Annotated in this window: 26 protein-coding genes; 7 read left to right on the forward strand and 19 right to left on the reverse strand. The window is 69.3% G+C overall.

Annotation, left to right across the window (positions count from 1 at the left end):
• The gene (locus OH802_RS23715; protein WP_406022696.1) at nucleotides 1-1,818 is read right to left on the reverse strand and encodes an ABC transporter ATP-binding protein; all 1,818 of its coding nucleotides are present in this window, start codon (nucleotides 1,816-1,818) and stop codon (nucleotides 1-3) included.
• Nucleotides 1,815-3,599 (reverse strand): ABC transporter ATP-binding protein, encoded by a 1,785-nt coding sequence (locus tag OH802_RS23720; protein WP_406022698.1) that lies wholly within the window; start codon nucleotides 3,597-3,599, stop codon nucleotides 1,815-1,817. Before OH802_RS23720 ends, OH802_RS23715 begins: the two co-directional genes overlap by 4 nt.
• Before the next feature lie 88 nt (nucleotides 3,600-3,687).
• Here OH802_RS23720 and OH802_RS23725 point away from each other — a divergent pair, with 88 nt between their 5' ends.
• Nucleotides 3,688-4,311, forward strand: coding sequence for a TIGR03085 family metal-binding protein (locus OH802_RS23725; RefSeq protein WP_406022700.1), 624 nt, complete (start codon nucleotides 3,688-3,690; stop codon nucleotides 4,309-4,311).
• 216 nt (nucleotides 4,312-4,527) lie between these two features.
• Here the strand turns inward: OH802_RS23725 and OH802_RS23730 are convergent, their stop codons facing one another.
• Nucleotides 4,528-5,790 (reverse strand): DUF222 domain-containing protein, encoded by a 1,263-nt coding sequence (locus OH802_RS23730; protein WP_406022702.1) that lies wholly within the window; start codon nucleotides 5,788-5,790, stop codon nucleotides 4,528-4,530.
• A 466-nt stretch (nucleotides 5,791-6,256) separates the two neighbouring features.
• Between OH802_RS23730 and OH802_RS23735 the strand changes: the two genes are divergently transcribed.
• Nucleotides 6,257-7,684, forward strand: coding sequence for a YncE family protein (locus OH802_RS23735; RefSeq protein WP_406022704.1), 1,428 nt, complete (start codon nucleotides 6,257-6,259; stop codon nucleotides 7,682-7,684).
• Nucleotides 7,685-7,863: 179 nt separating this feature from the next.
• On the opposite strand, the gene hisF is transcribed toward OH802_RS23735, so the two are convergent.
• From hisF to hisD, 11 genes are all read right to left on the reverse strand, one after another.
• Complete coding sequence (gene hisF / locus OH802_RS23740) at nucleotides 7,864-8,655, reverse strand: imidazole glycerol phosphate synthase subunit HisF (RefSeq protein WP_406022706.1); 792 nt, start codon at nucleotides 8,653-8,655, stop codon at nucleotides 7,864-7,866.
• The gene (gene priA, locus OH802_RS23745; RefSeq protein WP_406022708.1) at nucleotides 8,652-9,401 is read right to left on the reverse strand and encodes a bifunctional 1-(5-phosphoribosyl)-5-((5-phosphoribosylamino)methylideneamino)imidazole-4-carboxamide isomerase/phosphoribosylanthranilate isomerase PriA; all 750 of its coding nucleotides are present in this window, start codon (nucleotides 9,399-9,401) and stop codon (nucleotides 8,652-8,654) included. The genes hisF and priA overlap by 4 nt, the downstream gene beginning before the upstream one ends.
• 157 nt (nucleotides 9,402-9,558) lie before the next feature.
• Complete coding sequence (locus OH802_RS23750; RefSeq protein WP_406022710.1) at nucleotides 9,559-10,278, reverse strand: VOC family protein; 720 nt, start codon at nucleotides 10,276-10,278, stop codon at nucleotides 9,559-9,561.
• 63 nt (nucleotides 10,279-10,341) lie between these two features.
• The gene (locus OH802_RS23755) at nucleotides 10,342-10,812 is read right to left on the reverse strand and encodes an SRPBCC family protein (RefSeq protein ID WP_406022712.1); all 471 of its coding nucleotides are present in this window, start codon (nucleotides 10,810-10,812) and stop codon (nucleotides 10,342-10,344) included.
• 41 nt (nucleotides 10,813-10,853) lie between these two features.
• Nucleotides 10,854-11,363: a DinB family protein gene (locus OH802_RS23760; RefSeq protein ID WP_406022714.1), complete on the reverse strand. Its 510-nt coding sequence runs from the start codon at nucleotides 11,361-11,363 to the stop codon at nucleotides 10,854-10,856.
• A complete protein-coding gene (locus tag OH802_RS23765) occupies nucleotides 11,360-11,794 on the reverse strand; it encodes a DUF1801 domain-containing protein (RefSeq protein ID WP_406022716.1) in 435 nt (144 codons plus the stop codon). Before OH802_RS23765 ends, OH802_RS23760 begins: the two co-directional genes overlap by 4 nt.
• A gap of 9 nt (nucleotides 11,795-11,803) precedes the next feature.
• Entirely contained in the window at nucleotides 11,804-12,136 is a 333-nt protein-coding gene (locus OH802_RS23770) for a hypothetical protein (RefSeq protein WP_406022718.1), read from the reverse strand.
• On the reverse strand, nucleotides 12,137-12,781 hold the full coding sequence (gene hisH / locus OH802_RS23775) for an imidazole glycerol phosphate synthase subunit HisH (protein ID WP_406022720.1): 645 nt from the start codon (nucleotides 12,779-12,781) through the stop codon (nucleotides 12,137-12,139).
• Between the two features lie 79 nt (nucleotides 12,782-12,860).
• Complete coding sequence (hisB, locus tag OH802_RS23780; RefSeq protein ID WP_406022722.1) at nucleotides 12,861-13,472, reverse strand: imidazoleglycerol-phosphate dehydratase HisB; 612 nt, start codon at nucleotides 13,470-13,472, stop codon at nucleotides 12,861-12,863.
• Entirely contained in the window at nucleotides 13,469-14,563 is a 1,095-nt protein-coding gene (locus tag OH802_RS23785; protein ID WP_406022724.1) for a histidinol-phosphate transaminase, read from the reverse strand. The genes hisB and OH802_RS23785 overlap by 4 nt, the downstream gene beginning before the upstream one ends.
• Nucleotides 14,560-15,870: a histidinol dehydrogenase gene (hisD, locus tag OH802_RS23790; RefSeq protein WP_406022726.1), complete on the reverse strand. Its 1,311-nt coding sequence runs from the start codon at nucleotides 15,868-15,870 to the stop codon at nucleotides 14,560-14,562. The genes OH802_RS23785 and hisD overlap by 4 nt, the downstream gene beginning before the upstream one ends.
• Before the next feature lie 137 nt (nucleotides 15,871-16,007).
• Between hisD and OH802_RS23795 the strand changes: the two genes are divergently transcribed.
• The 3 genes from OH802_RS23795 (at nucleotide 16,008) to ybaK (ending at nucleotide 17,995) form a co-directional block, all read left to right on the forward strand.
• On the forward strand, nucleotides 16,008-16,763 hold the full coding sequence (locus OH802_RS23795) for a hypothetical protein (RefSeq protein ID WP_406022728.1): 756 nt from the start codon (nucleotides 16,008-16,010) through the stop codon (nucleotides 16,761-16,763).
• Between the two features lie 75 nt (nucleotides 16,764-16,838).
• A complete protein-coding gene (locus tag OH802_RS23800) occupies nucleotides 16,839-17,507 on the forward strand; it encodes an LON peptidase substrate-binding domain-containing protein (protein WP_406022730.1) in 669 nt (222 codons plus the stop codon).
• Nucleotides 17,507-17,995: a Cys-tRNA(Pro) deacylase gene (ybaK, locus tag OH802_RS23805; RefSeq protein WP_406022732.1), complete on the forward strand. Its 489-nt coding sequence runs from the start codon at nucleotides 17,507-17,509 to the stop codon at nucleotides 17,993-17,995. Before OH802_RS23800 ends, ybaK begins: the two co-directional genes overlap by 1 nt.
• A gap of 77 nt (nucleotides 17,996-18,072) precedes the next feature.
• Here ybaK and OH802_RS23810 read toward each other — a convergent pair whose 3' ends face one another.
• The 3 genes from OH802_RS23810 to dnaE form a co-directional block, all read right to left on the reverse strand.
• Nucleotides 18,073-19,593 (reverse strand): hypothetical protein, encoded by a 1,521-nt coding sequence (locus tag OH802_RS23810; RefSeq protein ID WP_406022734.1) that lies wholly within the window; start codon nucleotides 19,591-19,593, stop codon nucleotides 18,073-18,075.
• A gap of 89 nt (nucleotides 19,594-19,682) precedes the next feature.
• Nucleotides 19,683-20,312, reverse strand: coding sequence for a hypothetical protein (locus OH802_RS23815; protein ID WP_406022736.1), 630 nt, complete (start codon nucleotides 20,310-20,312; stop codon nucleotides 19,683-19,685).
• Nucleotides 20,297-23,881 (reverse strand): DNA polymerase III subunit alpha, encoded by a 3,585-nt coding sequence (dnaE, locus tag OH802_RS23820; RefSeq protein WP_406022738.1) that lies wholly within the window; start codon nucleotides 23,879-23,881, stop codon nucleotides 20,297-20,299. The genes OH802_RS23815 and dnaE overlap by 16 nt, the downstream gene beginning before the upstream one ends.
• A gap of 144 nt (nucleotides 23,882-24,025) precedes the next feature.
• Here dnaE and mmuM point away from each other — a divergent pair, with 144 nt between their 5' ends.
• Both mmuM and OH802_RS23830 read left to right on the forward strand, forming a co-directional pair.
• On the forward strand, nucleotides 24,026-24,907 hold the full coding sequence (gene mmuM, locus OH802_RS23825; protein WP_406022740.1) for a homocysteine S-methyltransferase: 882 nt from the start codon (nucleotides 24,026-24,028) through the stop codon (nucleotides 24,905-24,907).
• 85 nt (nucleotides 24,908-24,992) lie between these two features.
• Nucleotides 24,993-25,406, forward strand: a complete 414-nt coding sequence (locus OH802_RS23830) for a hypothetical protein (protein ID WP_406022742.1) — start codon at nucleotides 24,993-24,995, stop codon at nucleotides 25,404-25,406.
• Nucleotides 25,407-25,461: 55 nt separating this feature from the next.
• Here OH802_RS23830 and OH802_RS23835 read toward each other — a convergent pair whose 3' ends face one another.
• Together OH802_RS23835 and OH802_RS23840 are read right to left on the reverse strand one after the other, a co-directional pair.
• Nucleotides 25,462-25,938 carry a GNAT family N-acetyltransferase gene (locus tag OH802_RS23835; protein ID WP_406022744.1) on the reverse strand — a complete coding sequence of 159 codons (477 nt, stop codon included), beginning with the start codon at nucleotides 25,936-25,938 and terminating at the stop codon, nucleotides 25,462-25,464.
• Nucleotides 25,925-26,791 (reverse strand): RluA family pseudouridine synthase, encoded by an 867-nt coding sequence (locus tag OH802_RS23840; protein WP_406029391.1) that lies wholly within the window; start codon nucleotides 26,789-26,791, stop codon nucleotides 25,925-25,927. Before OH802_RS23840 ends, OH802_RS23835 begins: the two co-directional genes overlap by 14 nt.
• Between the last annotated feature and the right edge of the window lie 65 nt (nucleotides 26,792-26,856).

A 26,856-nucleotide genomic window follows, 5' to 3' on the forward strand; every position in this document is an offset into this window, starting at 1 on the left:
TCAGCTGCCCTGCTGGGCGACCCAGGAGGCGTGCAGGCGTGCGTACGTCGAGCCTGCCTGCGCCACCAGGTCGCTGTGCGGGCCGCGCTGGGCGAGGTGTCCGGCGTCGACGACGATCACCTCGTCGGCCGCCTCGGCGGTGGAGAGCCGGTGGGCGATCGTGACCGACGTACGGCCGCTCATCAGGCGCTCCAGGGCCCGGTTGATCCGCATCTCCAGCCGCGGGTCGACCGCGGAGGTGGCCTCGTCGAGGACGAGCAGGTCGGGGTCGGCCAGCTGGGCCCGCAGGAGCGCCACGAGCTGGCGCTCGCCGGCCGAGAGCGACTCGCCGCGCTGCCCGACGTTGGTGCGGACGCCGGCGGGGAGACCGGCCAGCCAGTCCCCCAGGCCGAGAATCCGGGCGGCCTCCTCGATCTCCTCGTCGGTCGCGTCGAGCCGCCCGTAACGGACGTTCTCGGCCAGGGTGGAGTCGAAGAGGAAGCCCTCCTGCGGGACGAGCACGACGCTGGTGCGCAGCGAGGCGTTGCCGATCTCGCGTACGTCGACGCCGTCGAGACGGACCCGGCCGTCGGTCACGTCCATCACCCGGGTGAGCAGCTTCGCGATCGTCGACTTCCCCGATCCGGTCTCGCCGACCACGGCGACCCGGCGGCCGGGCGCGATCTCGAAGGAGATGTCGTGCAGGACCGGACGGCCGCCGGGATAGGCGAAGGTGACCGCGTCGAACTCGATCGAGAGTGGTCCCCGGGGCAGGACCGTGCCGGCCGCGCCCGGGTCGACGAGGTCGGCGGGCGTGTCGAGGATCCCGATCGTGCGCCGCCAGGAGGCGATCGCGTTCTGCGCGTCGGTGAGGATCTGCGTACCCATCTGCACCGGGCCCACGAACAGCGTCACCAGGAACGCGAAGGCCAGGATCTCGCCGACGGTCAGCGCGCCGCCGGTGCCCTGGTAGGCGAGCGCCAGCAGGACGCCGCCGACGATCACGCCGGCGTTGGCGAGGCCGCCGGAGAGGCCACCGAGGCTGAAGAAGACCGAGGTGTAGGCCTGCGCCTTGATCTGGGCGGCGCTGGTGGCATCGATCTCGCGGTCGATGCGCTCCTGGGTGCGGTCCTCGACGGCGTACGCCTTCACCACCGCCGCACCGACGACCGGCTCGGAGACCGCGGAGAGCATCTTGGCGACCTGGCGGCGGGAGAGGGTGTAGGCCGCGGACAGCTTGCGCTGGAAGAACCGCAGGCTCAGGAAGAGCGGGCCGAAGCAGAGCCACACCAGGATCGCGAGCTGCCAGGAGTAGATCACCATCACGACGGTGGCGATCAGCATCTGCCCGATGCTGACGATGAAGAGCAGACCGCCGAAGACGATGAACTGGCTGACCTGGTCGACGTCGCTGGTCACCCGCGAGACCAGGGCCCCGCGGTGCTCGGTCGACTGGGTGAGCATCGGCAGGTCGTGGACGTGCCGGAAGGCCTTCGTACGCAGCGTCGCCAGGCCCCGCTCGGCGGCGGTGAAGAGCCGGCTGGTCATCTTGAACGACGCCCAGCCGGTGACGGCGATGGCGACCACCGCGATCAGGCCGGCGCGCAGGACGTAGCCGAGGTCGGGGCCGTCCGGACCGCTGAGGCCGTTGTCGAGGGTCTGCTGGACGACGACAGGTACGACGACCTGCCCGATGCTCGCGATCACGGCCAGCGCGAAGGTGCCGCGGATGCCCTCGACCAGCTCCGGGGAGTGCTTGATGCCCCGGCGGATGGTCTCGATCGCGCCGAGCTCCTCGCCGCTGCCGACCCGGGTCTCGGGCTCGAGGGTGGCGGTCACTGGATGGTCTCCGGGGTCTCGTAGGCGTTCACCAGGCGGGCGTACGACTCGTCGCGGGCGAGCAGCTCGGTGTGGGTGCCGCGGTCGCGGATGCGACCGTCCTCGAGGTGCACGACCTCGTCGGCGAGCGCGATCGTGGCCTTGCGGTAGGCGACGACAACGAGGCTGGTGTCGCCCGCCCCGTCCCGTAGTGCGGCGAGGATGCGCTGCTCGACCTCGGGGTCGACCGCCGAGGTGGCGTCGTCGAGGATCAGGAGTCGTGGGCGGCGTACAAGCGCTCGGGCCAGGGCGAGGCGCTGGCGCTGCCCGCCGGAGAGGCTCGCCCCGCGCTCGCCGAGGGTGGTGTCGAGGCCGTTCGGAAGCGCGGTGACGAAGCCGTCGGCCTGGGCGGCCTTGAGCGCGGACCAGACCTCGTCGTCGGTGAGGTCGGCGCCGAGGGTGACGTTGCCGCGTACGGAGTCGTCGAAGACGAAGGCCGTCTGCGGCACCAGCGCCGCCACCCGGGCCCACTCCCCCGCGCCCAGGTCGCGCAGGTCGTTGCCGTCCAGGGTGATCCGGCCCGCCTCCGGGTCGACCAGCCGCGCGAGCAGCATGGTCAGGGTGCTCTTGCCGGCGGCGGTCTCGCCGACGATCGCGACCGTACGCCCCGGCTCGACCTCGAAGTCGACACCGTCGAGGAGCGTCGGGCCGTCGGCGTAGGCGTAGGAGATGCCGTCGACCCGGACGCGGGCGCCGGTCGGCTCGCGGCTGGTCGTCGCGCTGCCGTAGGCCAGGCGCCCGGTCGCGTCCAGTACCCGCTGGACCCGCCGATAGCCGACCACGCTGCGCGGGAACTCGCCCAACAGCCAGCCGAAGGAGCGGATCGGGAAGGCGACGATGGTGAGCAGGAAGCTGATCTGGACGACGTCACCGGGTGCGGCGGCACCGCTGGAGACACGGCCGACGCCGACGGCCAGGACGGCGAGCACCCCGACGTTGGGCAGCGCGGCGAGGATCGGGTCGAAGGCGGCGCGGAGCCGGCCGGCGTGGGTGTTGACGTCGCGCAGCTCCTGGGCCTTGTCCTGGAAGCGGGTGGTCTCCTCTGCCTCGCGGCCCAGCGTCTTGACGACGAGGGCACCGTCGAAGGACTCGTGCGCGATCCCGGAGAGCTCCGCGCGCAGCTGCTGGGCGCGGGTCATCAGCGGCGAGGAGAAGCGCTGGAAGACCAGGTTGGCGACGACGACCGCCGGGAACACGAGGATCGCGATCGAGGCCAGGACGACGTCGGTCCAGAACATCTGCCCGATCGCGATCACCATCATCGCGAGCGTCCCGACCGCCATCGGCAGCGGCGCGATCGGCGCCCAGGACGCCTCGACGTCGGAGTTGGCGTTGGAGAGCAGTTGGCCGGTCGGGTGCCGGTGGTGCCAGGCGAGGGGAAGCGCGAGGTATTGGCGGGTGACCGCGCGACGCGAATGGGCCTGCATGCGGTACTGCATCACCCCGGCGCCCAGCCGCCGCGCCACCACCCCGACGGCACGCAGGATCGCGACACCGACGAAGAGTCCAACCACGGCCCACAGCCAGCCGGCGCCGATCTCGCCGTCGCGCAGCGCCGGCACCAGCACATGGTCGGTGGACCAGCCCAGCACCCAGGCGTCGGCGACGGTCAGCGCACCGAAGAGCGCAGAGCCCAGAGTCGAGAGCGTGAAGACCGCCCACTCGCGCCGGATGGCGACTCCAAGAACCTTGAACCCGTCGGTCGTCGTGGCCCGCTGGGGTATTTGTTCCTCGTCGCTCATCTCGAGGTAAAGCCTAGGTCAGCACCGTGACTGCGACGAATTTTTTTGAAACCACCCAGCGCTGGATTGGCTCGATAAGGTGCAGGCCGTGGCTTCCTTCGCGCGCTCCGAGCGCATCGCCCTGTGCGACACCGCCGTCTCCCTCGGGCCGACGGCCCCCACGCTCTGCGAAGGCTGGGACGTCAAGGACCTGCTGGTGCACCTGCTCGTCCGCGAACGCCGCCCGTGGGCAGCGGCGGGCATCCTCCTGGCGCCGCTCGCGCCCGTGCTGAGGAAGGCGGAGGCTGCGTACGCCGCCCAGCCGCTCGACGCTCTCGCCGCCCGCCTCCGCGACCCGAAGGGCACGCCGTTCGCTCTCGGTCCCATCGAAAGGGCGGTCAACACCGTCGAGTTCTTCGTCCACCACGAGGACCTCCGCCGCGCCCGGCCGGGCTGGGAGCCGCGTACGCTCCCCGCCGCTGCCGAACGAGACCTCTGGCGCACCCTGAAGCTTCTCGGCAAGGGCCTGGTCCGCTCCGCTAACACGCCGCTCGTGGTGAGCAACGGCACCGACACCGCCACCCTCCGCGCCGGCGACGAGCCCGTCACCATCACCGGCCCGGTCGGCGAGCTCCTGCTCTTCTGCTTCGGGCGTCATGAGGTGCGGGGCTTGTCCTTCGACGGACCGGCGGAGCGGATCACTCAGTTGGAGAACGCCAGTCTCGGGTTCTGAGGCTGATGTTGCTTCGTGGGCTGGGGCCGCCGACCCGTTACGGATGATGTTCTCGCCGGATCGGTTTGGCGCGGATTTCTTTGGTTGCGTACGGGCCTGGGAGCCCGGTCGGTGACTCCTGGCAGCGGACGGGCTCCTCGTGCTTTTACAAGACGATGACACCTTGTGAATCCTTCACAAGGACACGCGGCGAGCGGTCGCACCAGAGCAGGTCGCTCAGGTGCGCCGGGTGAACCGGATCCGCCCGCTCGGGAGCCGCTCGTACCCGTAGTTGGGGTCATGGATCCGGCGATGGTCATTGGAGCAGAGCAAGACCATGTTGGCCAGGTTGGTGAGGCCGCCTTCGGACCAGGGTTTGAGGTGATGGGCCTCGGTCCAGGCTGCCGGTGCGTCGCAGTCTTCGGCCTGGCAACACTTATCTCGTAGCCGGAGCGCCTTGTGTTGGATCGGATACGCCAACCTCGCGGTCCTGCCCAGGTCGAGGATCTCGGAGTCGGTGCCCAACACCACCGGGACCAGATCCGCGTTGCAGGCCATTCGTCGGGCTTCGGCGGCGGTGATCTGCTCTCCGGCGAACCCGAGGGCTGCGGTGCCGAGGTCCTTGCGGAGGTCATCGACGCTCATCGTGACGAACACCGTGGTGCCGTGACCACCGTGCCGGGGCAGTTGGTCGACGTCGTAGGTCTCGATCACCCGGGCGAAGGCTTGACCCAGCAGTCGGTCATACGGGGCTTTGTGGCCCTTGTCTTCGGCCGAAAGCTTCCTGGGCTGGGCTAGCGAGTCCAGCTGGGTGCGGAGCCGCATCCCGACCGCACGGGAAACGCGGGCGTGGATCTCCACAGTCCCGTCCCCATTGTCGCGGGACTGGAAGAAGGTACGCCGTTGGGCGTGCTCTTCTTCGCGCTGCAGAGCCTTGGCTTCAGCCTGCTCGAACCGATCCGGGTCGACCTCGGCCAGGATCCGTCGCCCGACGATCTTCAACTCATTCGCCGTCAACTGGCTGGCGTAGTCGACCAAGAGCTTCTCGGCCAGGACCAGATCCTCGCCACTGGCGGCGGGATCGGTCTCGATGGCGTCGAGGGCTTGGGTGATCACTCGGGCTTTGTCCTGGGACACGATGCCTTCGGCGAGGCCAGTGGCCACGAGGTCGTACTTGGTCACCACCGTCGCGAGTTTCACCTGGGAGCGAGCGACGGCCTTGTCGACGAGGAGCTCGGTTCGCATCCACCCGGAGGCGTCTTTCGCTCCGGTCTCCTCGGCGATATCACCAGCCGTCGCGAGCACCCGCAGCTTCAGGGCGGCTTGTTGGGCCTGGAGCTTCTCCAACCGTTCCAGTAGGTCCTTCTTCTGGTCCGTGCGCCAATAGGCGGGATCGGTGGACAACAGCTCTTGGAGGGCGGTCTCGATGGCCTTCAAGGCAGCGTCGATCGCGTCGCCGGGGTTGGTGCCCCAGTGGTCGATCGAGCGGCCGAGGCTCATCGCCATCTTCCCCTTCGAAGAGGTGTGCTGTGATGGGTCTGATTCTACGCCTCCAGCCCTTCTCTGGCCATCTATTTTCCCAGGTCAACCACCGTTTTCGCGGTGAGCGAACGACCTAGCATCTGTGGATGGTAAGTGGCCCGAAGGGCCACCCTCACGCCCCATCAATGCCAACCTCAACGCGCAAGATTCTCTCCGCGCCACACCCGGGCCGCCGCCCCGATAGCCAGCCAAATCTTTTCTCGACGGGCCCCGGTGTCAAGGACCGCGAAGCGGCCGGCGAAGCCGGCGGCCGAAGGCCGTCCTTTACTCCGGGGACTGTCGAGAAGACCCTCAAAAACGGGTCGGCGGCCCACCCCAACCCCGAAAAACAGTCCGCGCACGCCCAAGACCCCTACCCGCCCGTAACCTCCCACCACCAGGGACGTTGTGTCTCAGATAACCGAATCCCCCAGGAGGTCCCACGATGCGTCGTGCGGCAGCAGTCACCGTCGCCATGCTCTTCGTCTTCTCACTCAGCGCAGCCGCTCCAGCAGTGAGCGCGAGCGCGACACCAGAGCTGCGGGACGTGATGGTCGTGGGCAACAACTGGGACGGAACGGCTTCGATCGTCGATGCGCGCAGCTTCGAGGTGCTGCGCAAGGACATCGACCTGGTGCCGGACAAGGACGAGGAGATCGCCGAGATCCACCAGGATCCCGAGCGGCTGGCGATGTACTACCTCGTCCGCTACGGCCCCGGCGAAGGCAACGACCAGCTCGTGGACGACATGTTCACGACCCGGGACGGCAAGCTGCTGGCGGTCTCGCGCCCCAGCCTCGCCGACGTGGTCTGGATCGACATCGAGAAGGCGCTCGCGGGCTCGCCGGACTCCGTCGTGGTCGAGCAGCAGATGGACGGCCACCGCACCGACCACATGGGCCTCTCCCCCGACGGCACCAAGCTGCTGGTCTCGGACTCGACCTCGCGCTCGGTGCACGAGTACTGGATGGGCGGCGCGGGCGACCCGCGGACGGGTGAGCGGCTGCGTACGTTCGAGTCGGGCGAGACGCCCCACGAGAACAACTACTCCGAGGATGGCTCGCGCATCTTCCACGCCTCCATCGGTCGCGTCTACCTGCCCGGCGACCAGAAGGAGATCTCCCTCGACTCGCTGCCGCTGATCAACCTCGACCAGCTCGGCCTCGGCACCATCCCCGGCACCGACCTGCTCCCGCCGATCAAGATCGGCCCGATCCACGACGCGATCAAGGGTGACCGCTGGTTCGAGATCGTCGACGAGTCCAGCTTCGAGGTCTCCCAGCGCTGGGAGATGGGCAAGGAGCTGGAGGAGGCCGGCTACCCCTCGATCTCCTCAGCCGTACGTCCCATGGCGGTCGCCCCCGGTGAGCGGTTCATCTACTTCCAGATGTCGTTCCTGCACGGCCTGGTCGAGTTCGACACCCAGGCGGCCGACATCGATGGGAAGGTCGGCTATTCGACCGGCTCCGTCGAGGAGCCCCGCACCGGCGCTGTCACCCGAGTCATCCAGCTCCCCAAGCGCACCCAGCTGCCGCGCGAGCTCTACGTCAACGACTCCGCCCACCACGGCCTCTCGATCGACTCCAAGGGCGAGACCCTGTGTGCGGCGGGCACGATGGACGACTACGTCGCGATGGTCGACCGCGCCAGCGGCGAGCACACCATCCTCGACGAGGAGACCACCGGCCACTACTACGGCAAGCCCTACTGGACCACCGAAGGCATCGGCAACACCTGCTGGGCATCGCTGTCCGACGCCGACGCGGTCGCCGTGATCGACTTCCGCACCGGCGAGGAGCTCGCCTACCTCGACGTCGGCAACCACCCCCAGCGCGTACGCCACGGGCAGATCCCGAGCTCGCTGCTGAGCTAGCCGCCCGCGCCAGCGCCCAGATTCCCGGCATGGCGGGAGTCTGCGCCGGGCCAACCTGTTCCCGGCGACGGGGCTGTGCGGTAGCCGCGCAGGCGACCCAGGCGTGCGATAGCGCGCCGGGCTATCCAGTGAATAGAAGCAGAGTCCCGCCATTGCGGGATTCTGTCCCGGGCGACCCGTCAGCGAACAGGCGCACCCGCGCCGGAGAGCGCCTGCTTGACCTCGCCGATCCGCACCTTGCCGAAGTGGAAGATGGTGGCCGCGAGGACGGCGTCCGCGCCGGCGTCGACCGCGGGCGGGAAATGCTCGGCCTTCCCGGCGCCACCGGAGGCGATGACCGGGACGGTCACCTCGCTGCGTACGGCCTTGATCAGGTCGATGTCGAAGCCGTCCTCGGTGCCGTCGGCATCCATCGCGTTGAGCAGGATCTCGCCGGCACCGAGCTCGACAGCCTTCGCGGCCCACTCGATCGCGTCGAGGCTCTGCCATTCGCCTCGGGCTCCGCTTCGGCCAGCAGACTTCCGGCCGCCGTGCGTGGTGACCTCGAAACCTGAGTCGGTCCCGGGCGCCCGGCGGGCATCGACGGACAGCACCAGCACCTGGTTGCCGAACCGGTCGGCGATCTCGGCGATCAGCTCAGGACGGTCGATGGCCGCGGTGTTGACCGCGATCTTGTCCGCACCGGCACGAAGCATTCGGTCCACGTCGTCGACGCTGCGGATGCCCCCGCCGACCGTGAGCGGGATGAAGACCTGCTCAGCGGTGCGGGTGACGATCTCGAGCGTCGTCGCGCGCCCCTCGTGGGAGGCGGAGATGTCGAGGAAGGTGAGCTCGTCGGCGCCTTCCTTGTCGTACGTCGCGGCCAGCTCCACCGGGTCGCCGGCGTCGCGCAGCTCCTTGAAGTTGATCCCCTTGACGACGCGACCGGCGTCGACGTCGAGACAGGGGATGACACGTACGGCAAGGCTCATGACTGGTCTCCTCGCGGCCGGCCGAGAGTGAGGTCGAGCGCCTCGGCGAGGTCCAGGGACCCGGTGTAGAGCGCCGTGCCGGCGATCGCGCCCTCCACGCCGACCTCGACCAGACCCATGAGGGCCTCGATGTCGTCGATGGTGGTCACTCCCCCGCTCGCCACGACCGGGCGGTCGGTGGCCTCGCAGACCGCGCGCAGCAGGTCGAGGTTGGGGCCTTGGAGCATGCCGTCCTTGTTGACGTCGGTGACGACGTAGCGCGCGCAGCCCTCGGAGTCGAGGCGGGTGAGCGTCTCGTAGAGGTCGCCGCCGTCCTTGGTCCAGCCGCGCGCGGCGAGGGTTCGGCCGCGTACGTCCAGACCCACCGCGACCCGGTCGCCGTAGCTCGCGATCGCCTGCCGGGTCCACTCCGGGTTCTCCAGCGCGGCGGTGCCGATGTTGACGCGGCGGCAGCCGGTCGCCATCGCCGCCTCGAGCGACTCGTCGTCGCGGATCCCACCGCTCATCTCGACCTTGATGTCGAGCTTGCCGACGATCCCGGCGAGGATCTCGCGGTTGTTTCCGTGGCCGAACGCGGCGTCGAGGTCGACCAGATGGATCCACTCGGCCCCGGTCTCCTGCCACCTCAGGGCAGCCTCGTAGGGATCGCCGAACCGCTTCTCCGACCCGTCCACGCCCTGGACAAGCTGCACCGCCTGCCCGCCCTTCACATCGACGGCCGGCAGGAGCTCGAGGTAGTCACCCATGGGGACGATCCTATGTTCTGTACGCCGCCACCCCTGCCCCGCCGTCCTGCTGCGAGACGGTTCCTCCATCAAGGTATGCAGACGAAGGAACACATCCCTCCCGGAGTTCCGCGCGGGAAGCATCCTTTCGGCTGCATACCTTGATCAAGGAACACGCTCAGCAGGGCGCCAGCAGCTCGAACTCGTACGCGTCCGGGTCGGTCATCCTCGCCCACCGCCCGTCACCGTACGTCTCGGCGACGACCGTGGCGCCGAGCTCGACGAGGCGCTGGATCTCGGCGGCCGGGCCGGTGTCCTCGGACGCGATCAGGTCGAAGCGGAACCGGTCCCGCGGCCCACGCGGTACCGGCGGCGGCCCGCCCCAGGCGACCTTGGCACTGCCCGACGGGGTCGCGACCGCGGTCTCGCCGTCCTCGTCCCAGACCAGCGGCCAGCCGAGCGCCGCGCTCCAGAAGATCCCGGTCTCCCGCGACCCGTCCGCGGCGACCTCGCCGAGGAAACCCGTCCCGTCCAGCCACCGGTTGCCGGCCGGGATCACGCACAGCTCGTTGCCCTCCGGATCGCCGAGCACGATGTGGTCCTCGTCCGGCCGCTGACCCACGTCGAGGTGGGTGGCCCCGAGGCCGATCAGCCGGTCGACGGTCCGCTGCTGGTCGTCGGGCAGGCTGCTGGTCAGATGGAGATGGTGCGGGTTCTCCAGCGTCTTCGGCGCGTCCGTCGGCAGGAACCGGATCCGGAGGTCGTCCTCCGCGCGCGGCAGCAGCCGGATCTCGTCGCCACTCGTCTCGGTCTCCCGGCCCAGCACTGCTGCCCAGAATCCCGCGACCCGCTCCGGGTCGTTGGCATCGATACAGATCCCGAACCGCCGAGGTGTCATGTCCGGCAACCTAGGTCGCGCGGGGATCGGTACGCAATCGGTTTCGGCTCCGCGCCGACGGACTCAGTCCGTGCCTGCCGGCCGCGCGGCCACGGTCGCCAGCTTGGCCAGTCCCTTCTCCATGTCGGGCGCGATCGCCTTCTCCATCGAGTAGAACTTGGTCATCAGCCCCATCACACCGCTCACCGACCCGGTGTGGGTCCACTTCAGCTGCGTACCGCCGGCGACGGTGGCCAGGTCGAAGCTCACCGTGCTCCGGCTCTTGAACGGCTTCAGGAACTCCAGCGCGACCTCGATGTGCTCGGGGCTCGACTCGGTGATCTCCATCGCGCCGGCGCCCGCGCGCTTGTTGCCCGACCAGGCATAGCGCGCCCCGACACCGGATTCGGCGCCCGAATAGGTGCGCGTCATGTCGGGGTCGAGCTCCTCCCACGGCGACCAGGCCGGCCACTGATGGAAGTCGTCGAGCAGCGCGTGCACGCGCCCGATGTCGCACGGCAGGACCGCGGACCTGGAGACCTCGTAGTCGGTCATGTCCCGACACTACATCCGGCGGCGACGAGCCTGAACCGTACTCAGTCGCTCCCGGGGTTCACGCCGACCGAGCCGTCGATGGTCTCACGGAGGATGTCGGCGTGGCCGGCGTGACGGGTGGCGTCGCAGAGGCGGGCGGCCATGATGTTGAAGAGCATGACTTCCTCGTCCCACCACGGTACGTAGCCAGGAGCGTCGATCGGGAGCGCCTCGATGGTGGCATCGACGTGGGACCAGACGCGGACGGCGAGGTCGAGGACGTCGGCCCTGGTCTCATGCTCTGTCGCGCAGTGGGTGGCGTCCCACCATCCGGCGGTGTCCCACGGCGGGAGGTCGACCGGCGGCGTACGGCCGAAGACCTCGCCGAAGTAGCGGGCGTCGGAGAGGGCGTTGTGCTTGACCAGGCCGAGCAGGTTGGTGCCCGTCGGCGTCATCGGGCGGCGGACGTCATGTTCGGAGAGCCCCTCGAGCTTCCACACCAGCGCCTCCCGGACGCCACGAAGCTTGTCGTGCAGGTGACCCTTCGCGAAGGCGTCGTTCACGACGCTCATCCCTCCGCGGCGCGCTTGCCGTAGGTGCCGCCGGTCAGGGTGGCGTACGAGCGTCGGACGATCTCCTCGAGAACGCTCAGATCGACCGCGGCGACGTCCTTGAGATAGAGGCAGCCGACGCCGTGGGTGTGTGGGCCGAGGCGGGCGAGGAGGTCTTCGTGGGCAGAGATGCCGTCGTTGAGGTAGACGACCGAGGCGGCCTTGCGGGGCGAGAAACCGGCGGCCGGGGCATCGCCCTTGGTGCCGCTGGCGTACTTGTAGTGGTACTCGCCGAAACCCACGATCGCGGACCCGAACATCCGTGGCTCCACCCCGGTGGCGCGCCGCATCAACTCCAGCAGCGTGGCGGCGTCCCGACGGCGACCCGGAGGCTCGACAGCCTCGATGAAACCCACCGGATCGGCTTCGGTCCAGGTCGTCTTGGCTGCCATCCGGCCACTTTAGCGGCGGAACAGCAGCGTGTAGACCACAGGCGCGACCAGCACCGACGCGATCGCCGCGAAGACCACCGTGCCGACGTCCTCGGTGACGAGGTAGACGAGCGCGTTGAGGAGGAGCAGGACGACGATCAGGATCCGTACGTTGCGCCGCCGGCGCTCCGCGAGCGCACTGTTCGGCCGGGACCGGCGAGCCGGAACCCATCCGCTCAGACGCTCACGACGGGCCCGGCGTTCGGCGGACCTGGCCGCCCGGGCGGCACGCTCCTCGGCGGCCTCGGCGGCCAGCCGCTCGCGCTCGGCACGGGCCTTCGCCCGGGCTCCGGTCTGGGCCACCTAGGCCGCCTTCAAAGAGGACACCCAGTTGCGCAGGACCGCGGCGCCGGCGTCGCCGGACTTCTCCGGGTGGAACTGGGTGGCGCTCAGCGGGCCGTTCTCGACGGCGGCCACGAACCGGTCGCCGCCGTGCTCGGCCCAGGTGACCAGCGGGGCGACGGTGCGGTCGTTGGTGACCAGGGTCCAGTCGCGCACGCCGTAGGAGTGCACGAAGTAGAACCGCTCCTTCTCGACGCCCGCGAACAGCGACGTCCCGGACGGCGCGTCGAGCGTGTTCCAGCCCATGTGGGGCACGATCGGCGCCTGGAGGCGCTCGACGACGCCGGGCCACTCGCCGCACCCCTCGGTCTCGACACCGTGCTCGATGCCGGTCTCGAAGAGGATCTGCATGCCGACGCAGATCCCCATGACCGGGCGACCGCCGGCGAGCCGGCGGGCGATGATCCGCTCGCCGCGGATCGCGCGCAGGCCCTTCATGCAGGCCTCGAACGCGCCCACCCCGGGCACCAGCAGACCGTCGGCCGCCATCGCGGCGTCGAGGTCACCGGTCAGCTCGACCGAGGCACCGGCGCGCTCGACGGCGCGGACGGCGGAGCGTACGTTTCCGGAGCCGTAGTCGAGCACAACCACCGACGGAGCACTCACAGCACCACGTCCGTGACGCAAGCGCCAGAATACGAACGCGGCGCTGTAGGGACACGATTGTTCACTCGCTGACGCTCGCTCACAGTGCGCCCTTCGTCGACGGGATCCCGGTCTCGCGCGGGTCGTAGGCGATCGCGTCGCGGAACGCCCGCGCGAACGCCTTGAACTGCGTCTCCACGATGTGGTGCGGCTCGCGCCCGGCGAGCACGTTGACGTGCATCGTCAGGTGGGCGTGGTGGGCGATCGAGTCGAAGATGTGCTGGGTCAGGGAGCCGAGGTAGGGCACCCCGGAGCCACCGAGCAGCACGTACTGCTGGCCCTCCGGCTCGCCGGTGTGGACCGAGTAGGGGCGTCCGGAGACGTCCACGACGCAGCGTACGAGCGCCTCGTCGAGCGGGACGGTCGCGTCACCGTAGCGGCGGATGCCCTTCTTGTCCCCCAGCGCCTGGCGCAGCGCCTGGCCGAGCACGATCGCGGTGTCCTCGACGGTGTGGTGAGCGTCGATGTGCACGTCGCCCTCGGAGTGCACGGTCAGGTCGACGAGCGAGTGCCGCCCGAAGGCGGTCAGCATGTGGTCGTAGAACCCGACACCCGTCGAGACGTCCACCCGTCCGGTGCCGTCGAGGTTCACCTCGACGACGACCTTCGACTCCGAGGTCTCCCGCTCGATCCGCGCGGTGCGTGCGGTCATGATCGTGCTCCGTTCACATCGGTCAAAGCTTGCTTGAAAGCGGTCATCTCGTCGGGCGTCCCGACCGAGACCCGCAGCCATCCGTCGGGCCCGGTCTCGCGGATCAGCACTCCGCGGTCGAGCAGCCCCTGCCAGACCGCGTGCCGGTCGGCGTAGCGCCCGAAGAGGACGAAGTTGGCGTCCGAGTCGGCGACCTCGAGCCCCTGCTCACGCAGCCACTCCACCAGCGTGTCCCGCTCCTCGCGAAGATCGGCGACGTAGCCCAGCAGCTCCGGCGCGTGCCGCAGGGCCGCGCTCGCCGCCGCCTGGGTCACCGCGGAGAGGTGGTAGGGCAGGCGTACGACGCGGATCGCGTCGCAGATCGCCGGGTCGGCCGCCAGGTACCCGAGCCGCAGCCCGGCTCCGGCGAACGCCTTCGACATCGTGCGGGTGACGACCAGGTTGCGGTGGCGGTCGAGCAGCTCGAGCGCCGAGGGCACCCCGGTCCGCCGGAACTCGCCGTAGGCCTCGTCGACCACGACGATGCCGCCGTCGCCGACCGCCTCGCACAGCACCGTGACCGCCTCCGGCGGCAGCGCGGTGCCGGTGGGGTTGTTGGGACTCGGCAGCAGTACGACGTGGGGCCGGGTCTCCTCCACCAGCGCCCGTGCCTTCTCCAGATCGATCGCGAAGTCGCTCTCGCGGTGTCCGAGGACCCACTCGGTGTTGGTGTCGCGGGCGTACTCCGGATACATCGAGTAGGTCGGCGCGAAGCTGATCGCGGTGCGCCCGGGACCGCCGAAGGCCTGCAGCAGCTGCAGCATCACCTCGTTGGACCCGTTGGCCGCCCACACCTGCTCCGGCGCGATCTGCGCCTCCACGTCCGAGGAGAGGTACGCAGCCAGCCCCTCCCGCAGCGCGACGAACTCGCGGTCCGGGTAGCGGTTGAGCGTGCGCGCCGCCTCGCCGACGCTGGCCGCGATGTCGGCGACCGTCTCGGCGGAGGGCTGGTAGGGGTTCTCGTTGACGTTGAGCTGAACCGGGACGTCAAGCTGCGGAGCGCCGTAGGGCTCGATCCCGGCGAGCTCGGCACGGATCGGCGGCCAGCTCATGACGAGAACCTCACCGACACCGCTGCGCCGTGGCCCGGCAGGTCCTCGGCCTCGGCGAGCGTGACCACGTGGTCCTTGACCGCGGCCAGCCCCTCACGGGAGTAGTCGATGACGTGGATCGACTTGGTGAAGGCCCGCACCGAGAGCCCCGAGGAGTGGCAGGCGCAGCCGCCGGTGGGCAGCACGTGGTTGGACCCGGCGCAGTAGTCACCCAGCGACACCGGAGCGTAGGAGCCGACGAAGATCGCGCCGGCGTTGCGGATCCGGCCGGCGACCTGCGCGGCGTCGGCGGTGTGGATCTCGAGGTGCTCGGCGGCGTACGCGTTCACGACGTCGACCCCCTGGTCGATGTCGTCGACGAGCACGATGCCCGACTGCGCGCCGGTCAGCGACGTACGGATCCTCTCGACGTGCTTGGTCGCGGCGACCTGCTTGTCGAGCTCGGCCTCGACATCGGCGGCAAGCGTCTCGGAGTCGGTGACCAGCACCGATGCGGCCAGCGGGTCGTGCTCGGCCTGAGAGATCAGGTCGGCGGCGACGTAGGCGGCCTCGGCGGTCTCGTCGGCGAGGATCGCGATCTCGGTCGGGCCAGCCTCGGAGTCGATTCCGACCTGCCCCTTGAGCAGGCGCTTCGCGGTGACGACGTAGATGTTGCCGGGACCGGTGACCATGTCGACGCGCTCGCACGGGACGACGCCGTAGGCGAACATCGCGATCGCCTGGGCGCCCCCGACGGCGTAGACCTCATCCACGCCCAGCAGCGCGCACGCGGCCAGGATGGTCGGCTGCGGAAGCCCGCCGAACTCCTTCTGCGGCGGCGAGGCCAAGGCGATCGAGGGAACCCCGGCGACCTGCGCCGGAACGACGTTCATCAGCACCGAGGAGACCAGCGGAGCCAGACCACCAGGCACATAGAGCCCCACGCGCCCCACCGGCACCTTGCGATGCGTCACCCGGGCGCCGGGCGCCAGGTCGGTGACCGCGTCCTCCTCGAGCTCGGCGGCACAGGTCGTACGCAGCCGCGCGATCGACTCCTCGAGCCCGGCCCGGATCGCCGGGTCCAACTCGTCGAGGGCCTTGGTCAGCGCCGCGGCCGGGACCCGGATGTCGTCGACGCGCACGCCGTCGAACTTCTCGGAGAACTCGGCGATCGCCTCCTGGCCGCGCTCGCGGACGGCGTCGATGATCGGCTGCACCGCATGAGTGGCCGCCTCGATGTCGAACTCGGCACGCGGAACGGCGGCGCGATAGTCGATGGTCGAAGCGGAGCCTCTGTCGGCACCCCTCAGGTCGATGCGGCGGATCATGCCTCAAGTCTACGAGTGGGCGGCCTCCGGAGCCGATCTGCCGACGCCACGTGGACGCCGCGACACCCGGCGGAGTGACGCATACAGCGCCCCGATCCGGGTACTCGGAAATCTGACCCACCATAAGGAGGATCGTCATGGCACTGACACGACCTTTCCACCGACAACACCAGCAAGCAGACGAGAACCAGCCCGGTGTCGACGAGAACCACGCCGCGACCCGCGACTACGAACCCGGTGGTCCGGCGGTCGTCGGCCACGATGACCGAGTCGAGCGCCCGCACAGCGCCGACGGCGAGGCCGGCCACCTGCGCGCGGGAGACGCGGTCGAGCACCATCGCCACGCCGAGGAGGGCCGACGTGCCGCCCTTCATGACACCTACGGAGGCATGAACTGGGGCGCCTGCTTCTTCGGCTGGCTGGTCGCCATCGGAGTCACCGTTATTCTCGGAGCGATCGTCAGCGCCCTCGCCTCGGCGATCGGCACCAACCAGAACTGGACCCAGACAGACCTGCAGGAGATGTCCGGCTCGGTCGGTATCGCGGCGGCGATCACGCTCGCCGTGGTGATGTTCGTCGGCTACTACGCCGGCGGGTACGTCGCCGCCCGGATGTCCCGTTTCGACGCCCGCCGACAGGGCCTGGGCGTGTGGATCGTGGCGATCGTGGTGATGATCATCGCTGCCGTCGCCGGCACGCTGTTCGGCGCCAGCTACGACATCATGCGGCAGGTCGACCTGCCCAGCGTGGGGCTGAGCACCGACCAGCTCAGCTGGGGCGCCCTGATCACCGGCATCGCCCTCCTGGCCGTGATGCTCGTCGGGGCAGTCCTCGGCGCCGCCAGCGGTCAGCGCTACCACACCAAGATCGACCGGGCGGTCTACGACGGCTGACGGCTCGGGTCGGCAGCTGAAACAACACGGGGGTTCGCGGGCGCACACGCCCGCGGCCCCCATAGGTTGGTGCCCGTGAACGAGCGCCAGCGACTACCCATGTTCCCGCTCAACGCGGTCCTGTTTCCCGGCGTGACGCTACCGCTGCGCGTCTTCGAGGACCGCTACCGCGCGATGGTGCACCACCTGCTCCGCCAGGAAGAGGAGGACCGCCACTTCGGCTCGGTCGCGATCCGCGAGGGCTATGAGGTCGGCGAGACCGGCGCCCAGTCTCTCTACCGCGTCGGGGTGAAGCTGCTGATCACCGAGGTGGAGCGGCACGAGGACGGTTCCTTCGACCTCGAGGTGCTCGCCGTCGACCGGATCCGGATGGACAGCCTGGTCAGTTCGGGCGACTTCCCCGTCGCCGACGTCGAGGACCTCCCGGAGGACCACGTCGCGGTCCCGGGCGCGATCGTCGACACCGCACGGGCGACCTTCACCGCCTACCGGGCCGCGCTGCTGGAGTTCCGCGACGACCCGTTCTCCGGCTCGCTCCCGAAGGACCCGGAGTTCCTGTCCTGGACCATCTCGGCCACCACTCCCCTGCCCATGCCCGACCGGCAGGCGCTCCTGGAGGCACCCGATGCCGGCATACGCCTCGGCATGGCCACCGACCTGCTCCGGTCCGAGCTCAAGGCGATGAACGTGATCCCCTCGCTACCCGCGACCGAGGTCGCCCGCACGAAGTGGTCCCCCAACTGATGCCGAAGAAGCGCACTGGCGGCGGCACCCCTGCGACCGTAGCCCTCACCCAGGCCGGCATCGACTACACCCTGCACCCCTACGAGCACGATCCGCGCGCCGAGTCCTACGGCCTGGAGGCCGCCGAGGCCCTCGGCGTCGAGCCGAAGCGGGTCTTCAAGACGCTGATGGCCTCCCTGGACGGGAAGCTCGTCGTCGGCATCGTCCCCGTCACCGGCCAGCTCGACCTCAAGGCGCTGGCCCGCGCGCTGGGTGGCTCGAAGGCGCAGATGGCCGAGGTGACCGCGGCCGAGCGCGCGACCGGCTACGTCGCCGGCGGGATCTCACCCGTCGGCCAGAAGCGTCCCCACCCGACCGTCCTGGACGAGTCCGCGACGACGTACGACTCGATCTACGTCTCCGGCGGCCGCCGCGGCCTGGACATCGAGCTCTCCCCCACTGACCTGATCAAGATCACGGACGCCACCACGGCCCCCATCGCCAGATGACCCCGCCGAGTCGGCTCGTCATGACGAGCCGACTCGGCGACGGATCTTGTCAGTTTGAGCCGACTCGTCGCGGCAGGTCAGTCGACGGTGATGCGAGCCAGGGCTCGCGAGGTGTCGCCGTCCAGGTAGGCGCTGAAGCCGAGCTGGCCGAGCGCCTCGATGTCGTCGGAGACCTCGGGAGCCTCGGCCGTCACAAGCTCGTCGAGACCGTCGAAGTCGATGTAGACCACCCCGGAGGAGTCCTCGGCGTTGGGGACCGCGTTCTTGAACTTGTCGGTCTCTGCCAGGCCACCGTCGGCGAGCAGGTCCTTGCTGTAGTCGCCCATCCCGACAGAGGTCACCTCACCCTCGCTGTCGACGCTGACGATGCCCTCGGCACCGAAGCCAGCGGTGAGGTCGCCGACGAACTTCTCGACATCGGCGGAGTCGGCACCGTCGAGCTTGATCCCGATGTCCAGGGAGTCCGGAGCGCTCAGGTCGATCTCGCCGGCAGCGATCGCGAAGCTGTCACCGAGGAGCTTCTCGAGGTCACCGGGCGCCATCCCGAGCATCTGCGTGAACTGGTCCTCGGCGCCGCTCCCGGCGAGGCCGGTCGTGAGCCAGCCGTCGGCCGGGTTGGCCGCGATCACCGCGGTGGTGTCCTTCGGCAGCGTGCCGGCGAGGGTGCCGGCCTCCGTGGACTCAGCCTGATCGCCCATCGACGAGGCGGCCTCGAGCTCGAAGGCGTTCTCCTCGGCACGTACGGTGAAGGCCGCGCCGCCGAAGTCCTTCATCGCCGACCGAATCGTGTCGGCCAGGGCAGCCGGGTCGGGCAACGGCGCGATCCCACCCATCGGGTTCTCGGCGAGCTCACCCTCGGCCTCGTCGAACGCGCCGTTCTCAGCCGCCTCGGCGATGGCGTCCGGCAGCTCCTTCGCGGCGTACGCCGTGAGGAACCCGGTGCCGCCGACGTCACCGGTCCACTTCTCGAAGCCGGCGTCCTCGGCCAGGGTGCCGGTTGCCACTGCCTTCTCGATCGCGGCAAGGTCGTCGTCGGTCTCGGCGATGAGCGCCCAGCCGTCGCCGACCGACCAGGCTGACTCCGAGCCGCCGCACTCGGCGAGCTTGGGAAGGCCGGCCTCGGCATCGGACTCGTCGGTGACCTGGAGTGCGAACGCGAGCACCGGCTCCGCGTCCGTCGGGACTGCGCCGACCGCGGCTTTGTAGCCGATCCACGGCTCGACGTCCTTCGCGAAGTCGAGGTCGTCACAGGCGTTGGTGAACAGCGTCTCGCGCGGGTCCTCGCCCTTCTCGAGGCCGAGCTCCTTCTCGAGCGAGGGCAGCTTGCGCAGCGTCGGCAGGGCGTTCTTGGCCTCGGTCAGGTCGATCTCGGCGTAAGCGACGGTCGAGGCGGGAAACGCCTCTGCCGGGGAGCCACCGGCGTTGCTCAGTGCGACAGCGGTGAGGGTGCCGGCGGTCGCCACCGCAGCGACGCCGACGACGGCTGCCGCGCCGATGATCAGCGGCTTCCTGCTCTTTCCGGCAGGATCTCCGCCGAGATCGAGGATCTCTGCCGCCTCCGGTCCGGACGGGTTCTGACCCGGCGTGTTCTCTGACATCAGTGACTTTCAGGTTCTGTCGGTCAGCATCTGTGCCAACCGTCCAACCTGTTGAATCTACGCCGACCAACGGCGGGTGTCCGCCGAATTTACCTTTCGGTCGCGGCCTGCTGCCCGTCGAGCTCGTGATCCGCGGGAGGGTGCGGCGCCCACATCAAGAAGATGACCATCAGCGCCAGCATCGCCGAGCCCGGGACGAGCAGGACCAGCCACGGCGAGGCCAGCTGGAAGCTGTCCTCGAGCACGGTGCCGTCGGCGGCACCCTTGGCGAGACCGTTGGGGTCCTCGGGCGAGAGCAGCGAGGTGATCAGCAGCATCAGGCCGCCACCGATCGCACCGCCGACCATCAGCGCACCCAGGGTCACCAGCTCGGAGCGGTTGAGCCAGACCGCGGCCGCGATGCCGACCAGCAGGCCGAGCACGATCGCGCAGACCGAGAACCAGGCGGTCGCGGCGAAGACGCCCTGATCGATGTTCTGCCCGATGGCGGGCGGGTCGATCGAGATGAGCCCCCGGTACCACTTGTCCTCGAGCACCATCCCGGTCGGCGGGGTCCACAACGTCGCCGCCGCGAGACCGGCCGCAAGGCCGCCGACGATGAAGGCGGCCACGATGATGGCCACTTGGACCAGCACCGGACGGGACAGGTCGGGACGGGCGGGGCGGTGGCCGGTCGCGTAGAGACTGGGCGGCGGCGGCACGATCAGATTGTCAGGCATCCTGGTCCGAGGAGTTGTTTGAGGTCGGCGAACAGCTCGGGAGTCGGTGCCACCCGCAGCCGGTCATCGAGCTTCATGACCCGGGTCGCGTCCCGTGTCATCAACCGTAGCCTGACCTCGGCTACTCCGGGATAGGTGGTCAGTACGTCACGCAGCGACGCGATCACCTGCGGCGTGCACCGCGTCGAGGGCAGCGAGATCACCACCGGTCCCCCGGCGGCACCCGGGCCGCCGGTCAGGTCGGGGACGGTGACCTCCTGGCCACGCAGCTCCGGCTGGTCCTTGTCGCGGGAGAGCTGGCCCTTGACCCGGATGATCGAGTCCTCGACCAGATGCGGCGCGGCCAGCTGGTAGGAGGACGGGAAGAGCAGCACCTCGACCGAGCCCTCGAGGTCCTCCAGGGTCACCGTCGCCCAGGCGTCGCCCTTCTTGGTGATGCGCCGGTTGACGTTGGTGACCAGCCCGGAGACCGTGACGGTGGTGTTGTGGGGCCGCGTCTCGTCGGTCATCAGCTGGCCGATGGTGCAGTCGGTGCCGTTGGCGAGGACGTGCTCCAGGCCCATCAGCGGGTGGTCGGAGACGTAGAGACCCAGCATCTCCCGCTCATGGCCGAGCAGGGTCATCTTGTCCCACTCGTCCATGTCGGGGATGGCCACCGAGACGCCGAAACCGTCGCCGCCGTCCTCGTCGAGGCCGCCGAAGAGCGAGTCCTGGCCGATCGCCTCGTTGCGCTTGATGTCGATGTACTGGTCCACGGCGGTCTCGTGGATCGCCACCAGCGCACGGCGGCGGTGCTTCATGTCGTCGAAGGCACCGGCCTTGATCAGCGACTCGATCACGCGCTTGTTGCAGGCCCGCTCGGGCACCTTGGAGAGATAGTCGTTGAAGTCCTCGAACCGGCCCTTGGAGGTGCGGGCCTCGACGATCCCGTCGACCACCTGGGCGCCGACGTTGCGGACGGCGGTCAGGCCGAAGCGGATGTCGCTGCCGACCGCGGTGAAGTCGTGGGCGGACTCGTTGACGTCGGGCGGCAGCACCGCGATCTTCATCCGGCGACACTCGTTGAGGTAGATCGCCATCTTGTCCTTGTCGTTCTTGACCGAGGTCAAGAGCGCGGCCATGTACTCGGTCGGGTAGTTGGCCTTGAGATAGGCGGTCCAGTAGGTGACCACTCCGTAAGCCGCCGAGTGCGACTTGTTGAAGGCGTAGTCGGAGAACGGCAGCAGGATCTCCCAGATCGTGTCGATCGCCTTCTGGGAGTAGCCGCGCTCGAGCATTCCGGCCTGGAAGCCGGCGTACTGCTTGTCGAGCTCGGCCTTCTTCTTCTTGCCCATCGCGCGGCGCAGGTTGTCGGCCTGTCCGAGCGAGAACCCGGCCAGGACCTGGGCGATCGACATCACCTGCTCCTGATAGACGATCAGGCCGTACGTCTCCCCCAGCACCTCGGCGAGCGGCTTCTCGAGCTCGGGGTGGATCGGCACGATCGGCTCGCGGCCGTTCTTGCGGTGGGCGTACTTGTTGTGGGAGTCGGCGCCCATCGGGCCCGGCCGGTAGAGCGCGGAGACGGCGGTGATGTCGGCGAACCGGTCGGGCAGCATCGAGCGCAGCAGCGCGCGCATGCCACCACCATCGAGCTGGAAGACGCCGAGCGTGTCGCCGCGCTGCATCAGCTCGTAGGTCGGCTTGTCGTCGAACGGGACCTCCTCGAGCACCAGGTCGATGCCGCGGTTGGCGCGGATGTTGCCGAGCGCGTCCTCGAGGGTGTGGAGGTTGGAGAGGCCCAGGAAGTCCATCTTGACCAGGCCGAGCGCCTCACAGGTCGGATACTCGAACTGCGTGACGACCTGGCCGTCCTGCTTGGGCTCCATCAGCGGGACGATGTCGATGATCGGCTCGGAGGCCATGATCACGCCCGCGGCGTGGATGCCGGTCTGCCGGATCTGGCCCTCGAGGCCGAGCGCGGTCTCGTAGATCTTGCGGACGTCGGGGTCGGTGTCGTGCAGCGCCCGGAAGTCGCCGCCCTCGCCGTAGCGCTTGTGGTCGGGGTTGAACAGCTCCTTGAGCGGAACGCCCTTGCCCATCACGTCGGGCGGCAGCGCCTTGGTGATCCGGTCGCCGATCGCGAAGCCGTGGTCGAGGATGCGGGCGGCGTCCTTGATCGCCTGCTTGGCCTTGATCCGGCCGAAGGTGGCGATCTGGGCGACCTTCTCCGCGCCGTACTTCTCCGTGACGTACTTGATCGTCTCGCCGCGGCGATGGTCGTCGAAGTCGATGTCGAAGTCGGGCATCGAGGGACGTTCGGGGTTGAGGAACCGCTCGAAGAAGAGCCCGTGCTCGAGCGGGTCGAGATCGGTGATCCGCAACGCGTACGCCACGATCGAGCCGGCACCGGAACCACGGCCCGGTCCGATCCGGATGCCGTTGTCCTTGGACCACTGGATGAAGTCGGCGACCACCAGGAAGTAGCCCGGGTAGCCCTTCTGCAGGATGACGTCGATCTCGAACTCGACGCGGTCCCGGACCTCCTGGGTCGTCTTCTCGCCCGGGTAGCGCAGCTCGATGCCGCGCCAGGTCTCCTTGCGCAGCCACGACTCCTCGGTCTCGCCCTCGGGGATGTCGGCGAGCGCCATGTAGCCACCGGTCGACTCGGTGAACTGCACGTCGCAGCGCTCGGCGATCAGCAGGGTGTTGTCGCAGGCCTCGATCAGGTCCTGCTGGCCCCACAGCTCGCGCATCTCGGCGGCGGTCTTGATGTAGTAGCCGCTGCCCTCGAACGCGAACCGCTTGCCGCCCTTGGAGTAGGGCGGCTCGGTCATCCGGCTGCCCGACTGGACGCACAGCAGCGCCTCATGGGCGGCGGCGTCCTCGGGGTTGTTGTAGTGGGAGTCGTTGGTCGCGACCGGGCGGATGTTCATCGCCTTGCCGAGCTTGAGCAGGTCGTCGCGGACCCGCTTCTCGATGGAGATGCCGTGGTCCATCAGCTCGAGGAAGACGTTGTCCTTCCCGAAGATGTCCTGCAGCTCGCCGGCCTCCTTGAGCGCCTCGTCCCACTGGCCCAGCCGCAGCCGGGTCTGGATCGCGCCCGAGGGGCAGCCGGTGGAGACGATGATCCCCTTGGAGTGCTCGGCAAGGATCTCCTTGTCCATCCGCGGCTTGAAGTAGTAGCCCTCCAGGCTGGAGCGGCTCGAGAGCCGGAAGAGGTTGTGCATCCCCTCGGTGGACTCGGCCCACATCGTCATGTGGGTGTAGGCACCACCACCCGAGACGTCGTCGCCGCCCTCCTGCGCCTGGTCGCCCTTGCCCCACCGCACCCGCTTGCGCTCACCGCGCGGGGTGTTCGGCGTGATGTAGGCCTCGATGCCGATGATCGGCTTCACGTCGTGCTTGCGGGCCTTCGACCAGAAGTCGTAGGCGCCGTGCATGTTGCCGTGGTCGGTCATCGCGATCGCCGGCATCTCCAGCTCGGCGGTGCGCGAGAACAGCCCGTCGAGGAGCGAGGCTCCGTCCAGCATCGAGTATTCGGTGTGGACGTGCAGGTGGACGAATGAGTCCTTGGAGCCGGCCGCCATTGGCGTGGAGCCCTCCTCGAGGTCGAACGGATGGAGCGGGCGCAGGAGCCCGTGCTACAAACGGACGACCTGGGGGAAGGACTACAGACTATCTGGCGCCACCGACAGTTTTTCGGGCGGCTGGCCGTACAGTCTGGAGTTGTGGTGACGATCCTCGACGGCGGCCTGTCCAACGCGCTGGAAGCACGCGGTCACGATGTCTCCGGGGCCCTGTGGACGGCCCGGCTGCTGGACGAGTCGCCCGCGGAGATCGCCGCGGTCCACCGCGCCTACTTCACCGCCGGCGCCGACGTAGCCACGACCGCCAGCTACCAGGCCAGCGTGCCCGGCTTCGTGGAGGCCGGGATGACCCAGACGTACGCCACCGAGCTGCTGCGCCGCAGCGTCCGCGTCGCGCGCGAGGTCGCCGAGGAGGCTCCCGGACGCCTGGTCGCCGCCTCGATCGGACCCTATGGTGCCTACCTGGCCGACGGGTCGGAGTACCGCGGCCGCTACGGCGTCTCGGCGGCCGTGCTGCGTGACTTCCACGCGCCCCGGCTGGCCCTGCTCGAGACCGAGGACCCCGACCTCATCGCGGTCGAGACCATCCCCGACATCGAGGAGGCCGAGGTGCTCGTCGACCTCCTCGACGACATCGGTCTCCCGGTGTGGTTCTCCTACTCCTGCACCGGCACCCGCACCCGCGCCGACCAGCCCCTGGCCGACGCACTGGCGCTGGCCGCGGGCATCCGCTCGGTCGTCGCCGTCGGCGTCAACTGCTGCGACCCGGCCGACGTACCCGCCGCCGTCCAGCTGGCCACCGCCACCGGCGAGCCCGCCGTCGTCTACCCCAACACCGGCGAGACCTACGCCGACGGCGCCTGGACCGGCACCCCTCACTTCCGGCCCGGAGAGGCCCTCTCCTGGGTGCGATCCGGGGCCGAATACGTCGGCGGCTGCTGCCGCGTCGGACCCGCCGAGATCGCCCTCATCGCGGCCGAGATGGACCACCTCAAGGGCGAGGCGTCAGGTACGTCGGCCGAGTAGGCATCGACGTGCCATCTCGGGCGACGCAAGTGACGCCTCAGCCGTTCTGCCGGCGCGCCCGTCCTCGACATGCCACACTCTCGCCGTGCCGCCGTCCACTGACTCCGCATCGAAGCCGGACACGGCTCGGGCCCGCTGGGTTCTGGTGGTGGTCATCCTGGTCACCTTCGGACTCCATATCGCCGACCCGCAGTGGCTCTCGGAGTCGCAGTCCATCTCGCTCGCGGGGTTGGCCACGATCGCCATCGGAGCCCTATGGCAGATCGTACGAGCCAACGACCCCTCCGATCGGCTCCTCGGCTTCAGCCTTCTCGTGCTCGCGGCGGTTCTTCTCGGACTGCTGCCCGGCGGCGACATCGCCGATGCTCCCGACGCATTCCGCGGCATCTTCATGCTCGTCGGGCCGATGGTCGGGATGATCCTCGCTGACCGGTGGCTGCGGCGTACGCCTCGAGCCACGGCCGACTCGGTCGCCGCACGGGACGACTCGGCCGCATGAGCTGACGATTCGCCTGTCAGAAGTGACTTCTCGACCTACCGGACTGACGCCTCGGCTACGGCCAGGCCATCCGTACGTCGGGGGTCTTCTCCTGGTTGGCCGAGCCGTCCGTGCGCTCGGCCTCGCGCAGCCCGTGGCGGGTGTAGAACGCTCGCGCCGGGGTGTTCATCTCGAAGACCCACAGGCCGAAGCCGTCGGGGGTCAGTGACTTCACCAGGTCGAGCAGCATGGTGCCGAGGCCGGTGCCCTGGGCGCGGGGGTGGACGAAGAGGTCGTCGAGCCAGGTCGGGGTGAAGGCGACGAAGGCCGAGACAACGCCGTCGACCTCCGCGACCCAGACCTGCGACCCCTTCTGGGGTGCCAGGACCTTGACCGCGAGCCACTCCCGGATGTCCGACTCGGGGTAGATCGGCGCCGGCATCGGCGCGGCGGCACGGGCCTCGACGTAGGTGCGGACGATCTCGGCGATGTCCTCGGGCTCCGCTACGCGAAGAACCGCCTCAGTCGGAGTCGCGGATTCAGTGATGTTCACGGATATAGGCGAGCGCGTGCTGGAGGTCGTCGGGGTAGGTCGACTCGAAGGTGACGTACTCACCGGTCTCCGGGTGCTCGAAGCCGAGCTGCACCGCGTGCAGCCACTGCCGCTCGACCCCGACGCGCCGCGCCAGAGCGGGGTCGGCGCCGTAGGTGAGGTCGCCGACGCACGGGTGCTTCAGCGCCGACATGTGGACGCGGATCTGGTGGGTGCGCCCGGTCTCGAGGTGGATCTCGAGCAGCGAGGCGAACCGATGCGCCTCGAGCGTCTCGTAGTGGGTCACCGACTGACGCCCGTCCGCGCGGACCGCGAACTTGTAGTCGTACTTCGGGTTGCGCCCGATCGGTGCGTCGATCGTCCCCTCGAGCGGGTCGGGGTGGCCCTGGACCAGCGCGTGGTAGGTCTTGTCGACCGTACGCTGCCGGAACGCGTTCTTGAGGACGGAGTAGGCATGCTCGGACTTAGCGATCACCATCACGCCCGAGGTGCCGACGTCGAGGCGCTGGACGATGCCCTCGCGCTCCTTGGCCCCCGAGGTCGAGATCCGGAAGCCGGCCGCGACGAGGTGACCGACGACGGTCTTCCCCTGCCAGCCCGGCGAGGGGTGGACGGCCACGCCGACCGGCTTGTCGATCACCACGAAGGCGTCGTCGTCGTAGATGATCTTGATGCCCTCGACGATCTCGGGCTTGATCTCCAGAGGGTCTGCCTGCGACGGGATCGTCGCGTCGAGCATCGACCCGGCGCTGACCCGGTCGCTCTTGGCCACGACCGAGCCGTCAACGGTCACCAGCCCCTCGGCGATCAGCTCCGCCGCGCGGGTGCGGGAGAGGCCGAACAGCCGCGCCATGGCGGCATCGACCCGCTCCCCCTCCAGACCGTCCGGGACATGCAGCGTGCGCTGGTCGGCGTGAC

The sequence above is a fragment of the Nocardioides sp. NBC_00850 genome (assembly GCF_045207335.1).
Lineage (GTDB): Bacteria > Actinomycetota > Actinomycetes > Propionibacteriales > Nocardioidaceae > Nocardioides.

What these genes read in the sequence shown, in the direction of transcription:
- OH802_RS23720 (WP_406022698.1), bottom strand. Translation starts at nt 3,599, where the DNA reads ATGAGCGACGAGGAACAAATACCCCAGCGGGCCACGACGACCGACGGG.
- OH802_RS23730 (WP_406022702.1), bottom strand. Translation starts at nt 5,790, where the DNA reads ATGAGCCTCGGCCGCTCGATCGACCACTGGGGCACCAACCCCGGCGAC.
- OH802_RS23735 (WP_406022704.1), top strand. Translation starts at nt 6,257, where the DNA reads ATGCGTCGTGCGGCAGCAGTCACCGTCGCCATGCTCTTCGTCTTCTCA.
- hisF (WP_406022706.1), bottom strand. Translation starts at nt 8,655, where the DNA reads ATGAGCCTTGCCGTACGTGTCATCCCCTGTCTCGACGTCGACGCCGGT.
- priA (WP_406022708.1), bottom strand. Translation starts at nt 9,401, where the DNA reads ATGGGTGACTACCTCGAGCTCCTGCCGGCCGTCGATGTGAAGGGCGGG.
- OH802_RS23750 (WP_406022710.1), bottom strand. Translation starts at nt 10,278, where the DNA reads ATGACACCTCGGCGGTTCGGGATCTGTATCGATGCCAACGACCCGGAG.
- OH802_RS23755 (WP_406022712.1), bottom strand. Translation starts at nt 10,812, where the DNA reads ATGACCGACTACGAGGTCTCCAGGTCCGCGGTCCTGCCGTGCGACATC.
- OH802_RS23760 (WP_406022714.1), bottom strand. Translation starts at nt 11,363, where the DNA reads ATGAGCGTCGTGAACGACGCCTTCGCGAAGGGTCACCTGCACGACAAG.
- OH802_RS23765 (WP_406022716.1), bottom strand. Translation starts at nt 11,794, where the DNA reads ATGGCAGCCAAGACGACCTGGACCGAAGCCGATCCGGTGGGTTTCATC.
- hisB (WP_406022722.1), bottom strand. Translation starts at nt 13,472, where the DNA reads ATGACCGCACGCACCGCGCGGATCGAGCGGGAGACCTCGGAGTCGAAG.
- OH802_RS23785 (WP_406022724.1), bottom strand. Translation starts at nt 14,563, where the DNA reads ATGAGCTGGCCGCCGATCCGTGCCGAGCTCGCCGGGATCGAGCCCTAC.
- hisD (WP_406022726.1), bottom strand. Translation starts at nt 15,870, where the DNA reads ATGATCCGCCGCATCGACCTGAGGGGTGCCGACAGAGGCTCCGCTTCG.
- OH802_RS23795 (WP_406022728.1), top strand. Translation starts at nt 16,008, where the DNA reads ATGGCACTGACACGACCTTTCCACCGACAACACCAGCAAGCAGACGAG.
- ybaK (WP_406022732.1), top strand. Translation starts at nt 17,507, where the DNA reads ATGCCGAAGAAGCGCACTGGCGGCGGCACCCCTGCGACCGTAGCCCTC.
- OH802_RS23810 (WP_406022734.1), bottom strand. Translation starts at nt 19,593, where the DNA reads ATGTCAGAGAACACGCCGGGTCAGAACCCGTCCGGACCGGAGGCGGCA.
- OH802_RS23815 (WP_406022736.1), bottom strand. Translation starts at nt 20,312, where the DNA reads ATGCCTGACAATCTGATCGTGCCGCCGCCGCCCAGTCTCTACGCGACC.
- dnaE (WP_406022738.1), bottom strand. Translation starts at nt 23,881, where the DNA reads ATGGCGGCCGGCTCCAAGGACTCATTCGTCCACCTGCACGTCCACACC.
- OH802_RS23840 (WP_406029391.1), bottom strand. Translation starts at nt 26,791, where the DNA reads ATGGCGCGGCTGTTCGGCCTCTCCCGCACCCGCGCGGCGGAGCTGATC.